Source organism: Bacteroides cellulosilyticus DSM 14838, assembly GCF_000158035.1.
Classification (GTDB): domain Bacteria; phylum Bacteroidota; class Bacteroidia; order Bacteroidales; family Bacteroidaceae; genus Bacteroides; species Bacteroides cellulosilyticus.
Genome location: NZ_EQ973491.1, coordinates 322,481 through 330,581, shown reverse-complemented (window position 1 = coordinate 330,581; position 8,101 = coordinate 322,481). Strand labels below are relative to the sequence as shown.

The window sequence follows — 8,101 nt, the reverse complement described above, 5'->3', positions numbered from 1 at the left end:
CATCGTTATGGACTATAAATGAAGTATCACTCCGTATCCGCTATTTTTGAGAAAAAACTCTTTCCGTTCTTTCAGACCTCACGGAATCCCCTGTCCATCGGCGTTACGGCTGAAACTTCCAGTTTTATAGTAGTTTCAGGTATCTTTCAGCTGAAATGCCGATGAACAGGGAGTTTAGGAAAAGCTGAAAGACTGAAAGAAGAAACAACACTTAATTGTATTGAATAACATCTGAAAACAAGCAGTCTTATGATCCGGAATAAGCAATGTTATGAATGATTACATTGCTTGTTCTCATCCACAACAAGCTATGTAATTTCAGGCAAGTCCGATTCCGTGACAGAATACGTAAGAGGTATGTAAGGAAACCAAGTAATATATGTATATAAACGCCTTTTTGTATAAGTGATTTTTATCATTGATTATCAAGATGCTACAAAGTATCAATTTCTTGTCGACAAGAAATTAAGAGTTTGTCGACAGGAAGTTAACTTCTTGCTGGCAAACTCTTGACTTCCTGTAAAAAGGAGAAATAGTAAATCTTCCGGTTTCCTTACACTGCATGAACAGCATGATTGATAGGACGAATCGTATTAGAAGGCTAAACGCCCTTCTTCATCCTGTTCCTTTAACATCTATATATCGGTGGCGTTGGATATATAGATACGACACATCCGACATATAGATGCAACACGTCCGACATATAGATACAACACATCCGATATATACTTCCAACAGACTACAAGTATATAAAAAGAGAAAAGACTTTTTAGTTTCAAAAAATAGTTGTTCTTTTGCAGCCTCAAAAGAAAAAAGAGTATGAATAAGAATGTACAAGGGCACATATTCGCCCTGACTGCCAATATTTTATGGGGACTGATGGCGCCCATCGGCAAATCCGCACTTATGGAGTTTTCAGCCTTATCGGTAACTACGTTCCGCATGGTAGGTGCAGCCGCCTGTTTCTGGCTACTGTCTGCATTCTGTAAGTACGAACACGTGGATCACCGCGATATGCTGAAGATTTTCTTTGCTTCACTTTTTGCACTGGTGTTCAATCAAGGAGTGTATATCTTCGGGCTTTCAATGACTTCCCCCATCGATGCCTCCATCGTGACAACCACACTTCCTATCGTAACCATGATTATCGCTGCCATTTATCTGAAGGAACCTATCACGAACCTGAAAGTACTGGGTATTTTTGTAGGGGCCATGGGAGCGCTGACACTTATATTAAGCAGTCAGGCCACAAGCAACGGTAACAGCAGTATTATCGGGGACTTGCTTTGCCTGGTAGCGCAAATCAGCTTTTCTATTTATCTGACTGTGTTCAAGGGCTTATCGCAGAAATATTCTCCCATCACATTGAATAAATGGATGTTTATCTATGCCTCCATGTGCTATATTCCATTCTCTTATCATGATGTGGCAGGTATTCAGTGGACGGAAATTTCTACCGCGGCATACGTACAAGTGGGCTACGTGGTAATAGGTGGTAGCTTCCTTGCCTATATCTTCATTATGACCGCCCAAAGGTTGCTGCGGCCCACAGTGGTGAGTATGTACAACTATATGCAACCCATCGTAGCTTCTATTGCCGCCATTATCATGGGACTGGGTGTATTCGGTTGGGAAAAAGGTGTAGCTATCGCCCTAGTATTCCTTGGCGTATATATCGTAACGAAGAGTAAATCGAAGGCGGACTTTGAGAAGGAAGGGAAAAAAGCGTGAATTAGTTACGGGCTACAGAGCTACAAGCTACAAGTGCCTTGCGGCATGATAGCGCAGCTACTTGTAGCTTGTAGCTCTGTAGCTCGTAACTAATTCTTCTTCAATTCTCCGAAATAGGTATCTAGCAAGCTCTTTGCTGCAACAAAGGAAGTGAGTTTGCCTTGCAGTACTTGCTGTTCTTTATCACTTAACATGGCTTCTATGGCCGGATTGTGGTAGAAACTATCGCGCAGACGTTCATTGATGCTTTCGTACATCCAGTATTTGCTTTGCTCGTTACGTCGATATTCAAAATAACCGTTATCTTTCACAAAAGCAATATAGTCGTAAATCATCTTCCAAATCTCTTTCACACCCAGGTTATAGAAACCGGAATAAGTCATCACCTGTGGCGTCCATCCTGACTCGGGAGCAGGAAACAGATGCAGAGCATTGCGGAATTGCGATGCGGCCAGTTTAGCACGCTCCAGGTTATCACCATCTGCCTTATTGATAACAATACCGTCCGCCATTTCCATGATACCACGCTTGATGCCTTGCAGTTCGTCGCCTGTTCCGGCCAACTGGATAAGCAGGAAGAAGTCGACCATAGAGTGTACAGCCGTCTCACTTTGTCCCACACCTACCGTCTCTACAAAGATCTTATCGAAACCGGCAGCTTCACAAAGAATAATCGTTTCACGCGTCTTACGGGCTACCCCACCCAAAGAACCTGCCGACGGACTGGGGCGGATGAAAGATTTGGGATGGACGGAGAGTTGCTCCATACGCGTCTTATCACCCAAGATACTGCCCTTACTGCGCTCGCTACTGGGGTCGATGGCAAGCACTGCCAGCTTACCTTCGTATTTTTCCAACACATGCAAGCCGAAGACATCAATCGAGGTACTTTTTCCGGCTCCAGGCACGCCACTGATCCCCACACGGATAGAGTTCCCTGAGTAAGGCAGGCATCTCTCAATAACTTCCTGTGCTAATGCCTGGTGTTCGGGCTTCACACTTTCCACTAAAGTAACCGCCTGACTCAGCACAGTGACGTCTCCTTTTACAATACCTTCTACAAACTCCGCTACGGAACGCTGACGCTTTTTAGGTTTCGGGCGGCGATAGGGATTGACAGACGAAGGTTGCTCAATGCCTGCATTGACAACCAATCCTTTATAGGATTCATCGTTTTCAGGATGTTCCATGATAAGATTTATGATTTCTAATTTATGATTTATGATAAGATTTATGATTTATGAAATCATAAATCTTTAACTCGCTTTGATATTCATCTCAACCTTAGGCTGCATCGGATCATTCGTAATCATCAGAATGCGCAGGTGGCGTTTCTTCTTGGCGATATTCCTCTTATCTATCGTCACACGCAAGCGGGTGGTTTCGCCCGGCTGCAACACGCTCTTCTTCAGACTTACTCCTAAAGCAGGATTGAACACCTGCAATTTACTGATTTGCAACGGAGAGCGTCCGGTATTGGTGATTTGTATATCATATTTCACCTTATTCTTCTTAGCCAGTTGTGCGCTCAGGTCTATATCTGTCTCCGAAAGACGGATTACCGGAGCATTCGCCTTGTCCGTATCGGTCATACCAGAGAAATCAGGCAGGAGAATAGCAGAAAGAGGTATCTCGTTTTCATCACTCACCTTGTCACCTGTGAAGCGTGACAGGTAAACTGATGCCTGTGTCAGTCCCAGGTCTGTCAGTTTCTCTGTGTTGAGAGTTAATGTGATAAGCCCTTTCTCACCTTTCTGAAGCACGTTCGGTTCTACTTTCATATCCAGATAGGAAGGCAGGTGCATCAATACCGGTTCATACGAACGATCCGACAGATTCACTACGCCAATCCGTATGACAGGCTTTTCGCCACGGTGCGTATCAGGGAAATCAATCTCATTTTTGTCAATACGTATCTGTCCGATAAGGTAAGGATAGGTTTTCGTAAAGTCTTTTATCTCGCGCACCACCTCACCTGTAAAGTGCAGATAAGCCAGATTGGGCTGCGCATTGGAATAAACAGCTATGGACTTATCAAAATGCCCCAATGCCTTAGCATCAAAATCGACGACGATCTTCCCCTTTTCACCGGGAGCAATGGGAGTTTGTGTCCACTGGGCTACGGAACAGGCACAGGAAGGGTCTACATCAGTAAGCACCAGAGGTTGATCGCCCGTATTGGTAATGACATACTGCACGCTAACGGGATGTTTCCATTCGATCTGTCCGAAGTTGTGAGTTTCTTTATTGGATGAAAAACGCGGTTGCGCCGTAGCAGTCAGTGCTACGGCGGCAAGCGCATATATACATATCAAGGTTCGTTTCATTCGTTTTCATTTTAGGATGCACAAAAGTAGGTGTTTTAAATGAGAGTTCCTAAAAGCAGGTTTTAAAATTTCTACTCCACCTCGACCTTCACTGATGCTGAATGAGCTGCATACTCGGGAGCGTAGGCACATTGAATTGTTGCCAGCCCGGCTTCATACTGCCCGCTACGGGCAACGCGGTAACTGTATTCCAACACATATACACCCTTGCTCAGACTATCGAAAAAGAAATTAGTGGAAGCATCTTCTATCTCCACATAATAACCTATTCCACCGTTCCAGCGATAACCGGAAAGTGAATTCATCGGTTCGAAGCAGGCACCACGCTGATCTTTCAGTTGAACGAAATCCATGGCACGGTCCAGACGTATCGTCAGACGGGAAACCACTTTATCACCTACCGCCAGTTGCGTGGAAGCGGTGATGGGTTGCAATTCTTTCTTTCCACCTGTCAAAGTACGCTCTACATAGAGTTTCTTTTCTACAGCCAGTTCACCACCTTGCTGTTTTACATCGGAAATAGGTGACAGATATTGTGCATAGACTGCCCCCCAGGCAATGCCTGCATCCCTCTTTTCCACAGTAATGGACTTGGCACGCAATTCAGGACTACCTTCTGCAAAGCTTTCCTTGATATATCCCAATCCGGGAACTGTGGTCTTGGCAGGTGAGAATGTTTCCAGCACTTTACGGCCAAGAACAATGCGTACATCACCACGTGATGCCAACAAGTCACTCCCTTGGCAAAGCAATGCATAAATAGCGTCTGCCGTTGCAACAGGTGAATTCCAACTTGTAGTTTGTTTCTGCTTCAGTAACCAAAGTTTCATTTCTTCCACCAATGCATCATTGCCTCCTGCCATCCTCAGGGCTTCCATTACCTCCACATGAACGGAAATAGGTTGTGTTCCCCAAAGGAAAGGTCTTTCATAGAAAGCAAAGTATGCACCCCGTTCATCGGTTTGCACCAGATGCTCTTTAATAGAAGCGATAAATTCGTTAGCCTCAGCCGTGCGACCTGCCTTTTGCAGAATGATAGCTGATTGCGCCTTGACTCCCATTGCATTTGAACTCAGGTTCTTGCCGACCATAGAGAGGAAATAGCGATAAGCGGCTTCATTGGCAGAAGGCACTCTTTCACCGGAGATAGCTATCAGATAGAGATACGTCATTGCCGGATATGAAAGATTATCGATCTTCGTCCCGTTTTTCTCTGCTTTACGGATATCCTGATATTCCTGCAATGCCTGGCTATGCAAATAGTTGAAAGCTCTTTGCTGCATGGAAAGGGCATCAGCGGAGTTCTGTTGTCCGGTAAGCAACGGCAAGCGGACAAGGAGTTCGGTGATGTATCCCGTCATACTGCGACTACCCGGCATACCTTTGTACCAACTCCAGGCGCCATCGGCATTTTGTAATTCCTGTAGTTTAATAAGGGTGGTCATATTATTGTTCGACAGATTATTGAGATCGAACAAAGTAGCAATACGCGCTTGCTGTTCGGATTCAGTAGTAGCTTCCAGCAACCACGGGCTTTCTTCGAGAAGGATATTCTTCACCTCTTGGTTCTTCTGTAACTGGCTGAGGAAGTTTTCTTTCTTACCGCCTTGCATGCGCCAACTGTCGAATACAGCTTTAATGCGCGGCTGACTGTTGGCAATGTAAGAAGCAAGGGAATTAGCATAATAAGCGGCTGCCCATGCTGTAGCATTATCTGTACGGGGCTGACTCAATACGGGTAATGCCTGTACGGCATACCAGGCGGGATTACCTGTAAATTCTACTGTCAGTCGGCGGTCGGTGGCCGTGCGGCTGTTGTAATTGAACAGGCTGTCCAAAGAGAACGTACGGGTTTCTTCACCACGTACCGGCATGGCAAGGGTTTCAGTAATGTATTCCTTATTGCTCAATACAGGCAACAAGTGCTGTTCGCCATCACTGAATGTGCCACCGTCAGCAATCATGCGTACACCCAACATATCCTGTTTATCCGTCACTGTGAAACGGAAGCTTACAGGAACCGTCTTCCCGGCTTCTACCGTGAAAGCTTGGCGTTGAGTGGAAATCACTTTATCCGTCATCGGATCAAAAAGAATAAATTTCGTAGTTCCCTTCAAAGATTTACCTGTCAGATTGGTAATGGTTGCAGCAATGCTGGTCTTATCCCCTACCCGTACAAAACGCGGCATATTGGGAGACAGTATGAAGTCCTTCGCCGTAACAGCAGAAGCATCCAACTGACCGGTCAACATTCCCTTTGTATGGGAATATCCGCAGAAATTCCAACGCGTCAGACTTTGTGGCATCGTAAAGGAGAAGGAAATCTCACCTTGTTCATTGGTGCGCAGTTGCGGATAGAAGAACGCCGTTTCAGCGAAGTTTGTACGTAGTTCGGGGGTATTGCCCGACTCTACATCATCAGCCGTCTGTCCAATTTCCTGCGACATTTCTTCTTCAAACATTAGACCTGCCGCTTTTCCGGCCAACATATTTGTCAGATCAGCAGAAGCATTATCCGCCATAGCCATCATTTTTGTCTGCGGAGATGCTATGCCCCTCACCTGTACGCTTCCTGTTACATCCGTTCTCTTCACAGAACGATATCCGATTATCATTGCTTCATTTATGCCTTCTTCCGAATAAAAAGTATCGTAGATAAATGCTGGAATTTTCCACTCCTTCATCGAGAAATGACAAGAATAGAAAGCTCCACCTGTATATCCATAAGACCAATATATCTGAGGATTGAAACGGGGATAGTTCACATTAAAATTCTGACGATTGGGATACAGCTTATCCAAAGAAGCATCGTACATAGTAGCAAGCATCTCAGCATCAGCCGGTGTACCTTGCGGTGTCTTTATCGTCAGACGCCACTCCTCTTCTTGTCCGGGACGCAACTTATCACGGAATACATCCCATTTCATTGTCAGTGCTTTATCCGGCATACGCTTTTGTAAGTTGACCTTTTCAGAATAGAATTCACCACCCTTGACAAAAGCAAACAGGTACTCTATCCCGTCTCCATACTCCTCTTTATAAGGAACATCAAAACGAACAATAGAGTCGGATAATTGAAGCACCGCACTGCTTAAACGCTTTTTACCGCTGAATACATCCAGCATGACATAAGCATCCTTATAAGAAGTCCCCAAACAGAATTGAGCAGGGTGTCCGGCATCAAACTCCGCATTGCGTGCATAGAACCAAACAGGTGAATCTGCCGGAGGGCGATTGTCGTCATAGGAGAAGAGTACGATATTTTGCTTGTAATCAACATCCCTACCCTGATCGTCCTTGGCTGCTAATTGTAGTTCGTAAGCACCTGAAGGTAAATTCTTCCATTCCGGCAACAATACTTCCACATTCGAGGTAAACTGTCCGCTGAAACGGACTTCCTGTTTTCCATCTACAGTTTGTACCAGGCGATAATCACCCTTCACGGCAACGGGTTGCATATTCAAGTTCCGCGCCACGAATGTCAGGCGGATACTGTCATCCTTACAAATGCGCTCTTCCGTTTCGACAGACAAAACAAGCGAACGGTTGCCTGCTGACAGCGTGGTCACACTACTTTGTGTTTCACCGGCCTGGTTGGTTACAGAGGCTTCTATCTGATAGGTATAAAAACCGGCATTCTCCCCTTTCACACCTTGCAGGCGGACAGGAATAGAGAACATTCCGTCATCTCCTATCGTCACTGTGCCGGAAGCCAGTGAAGTGGAACTCTGCCCATAAGATCTCCACCACGAAAACAGACTACGGGTTACGGTATAACTCAGTTCCAACCCTTGCAAAGGCACACCATTAAAGGAACTCACCGTACCTTTCACCTGTACGCTGTCTCCTACTTGATAGGAATCCTTCTGAGGATCAAAAACTATATCGAATGTAGGACGCTTATATTCTTCCACTTGTATAAATGCCCGGCCATCAGTTTCCTCAACTTCAATCGTGTAAGATCCATTCAGGCAGGCAGCAGGCAGTATAAACTCTGTGGTAAACGAACCAAATTCATTGGTACGGACTTTTTTCTCTCCAAT

The 8,101-nt window shown here is 45.2% G+C and carries 4 protein-coding genes; 1 reads left to right on the top strand and 3 read right to left on the bottom strand.

Annotated elements, in window-relative coordinates; all coding sequences use genetic code 11:
- Positions 1 to 819 precede the first annotated feature (819 nt).
- A complete protein-coding gene (locus tag BACCELL_RS13650) occupies positions 820 to 1,731 on the top strand; it encodes a DMT family transporter (RefSeq protein WP_007212416.1) in 912 nt (303 codons plus the stop codon).
- A gap of 89 nt (positions 1,732 to 1,820) precedes the next feature.
- Here the strand turns inward: BACCELL_RS13650 and meaB are convergent, their stop codons facing one another.
- The 3 genes from meaB to BACCELL_RS13635 form a co-directional block, all read right to left on the bottom strand.
- Entirely contained in the window at positions 1,821 to 2,921 is a 1,101-nt protein-coding gene (meaB, locus tag BACCELL_RS13645) for a methylmalonyl Co-A mutase-associated GTPase MeaB (RefSeq protein ID WP_007212415.1), read from the bottom strand.
- 66 nt (positions 2,922 to 2,987) lie between these two features.
- Positions 2,988 to 4,058, bottom strand: coding sequence for a DUF1573 domain-containing protein (locus BACCELL_RS13640; protein ID WP_007212414.1), 1,071 nt, complete (start codon positions 4,056 to 4,058; stop codon positions 2,988 to 2,990).
- Between the two features lie 71 nt (positions 4,059 to 4,129).
- The coding region (locus BACCELL_RS13635; RefSeq protein ID WP_007212413.1) for an alpha-2-macroglobulin family protein at positions 4,130 to 8,101 on the bottom strand (3,972 nt) is incomplete at its 5' end.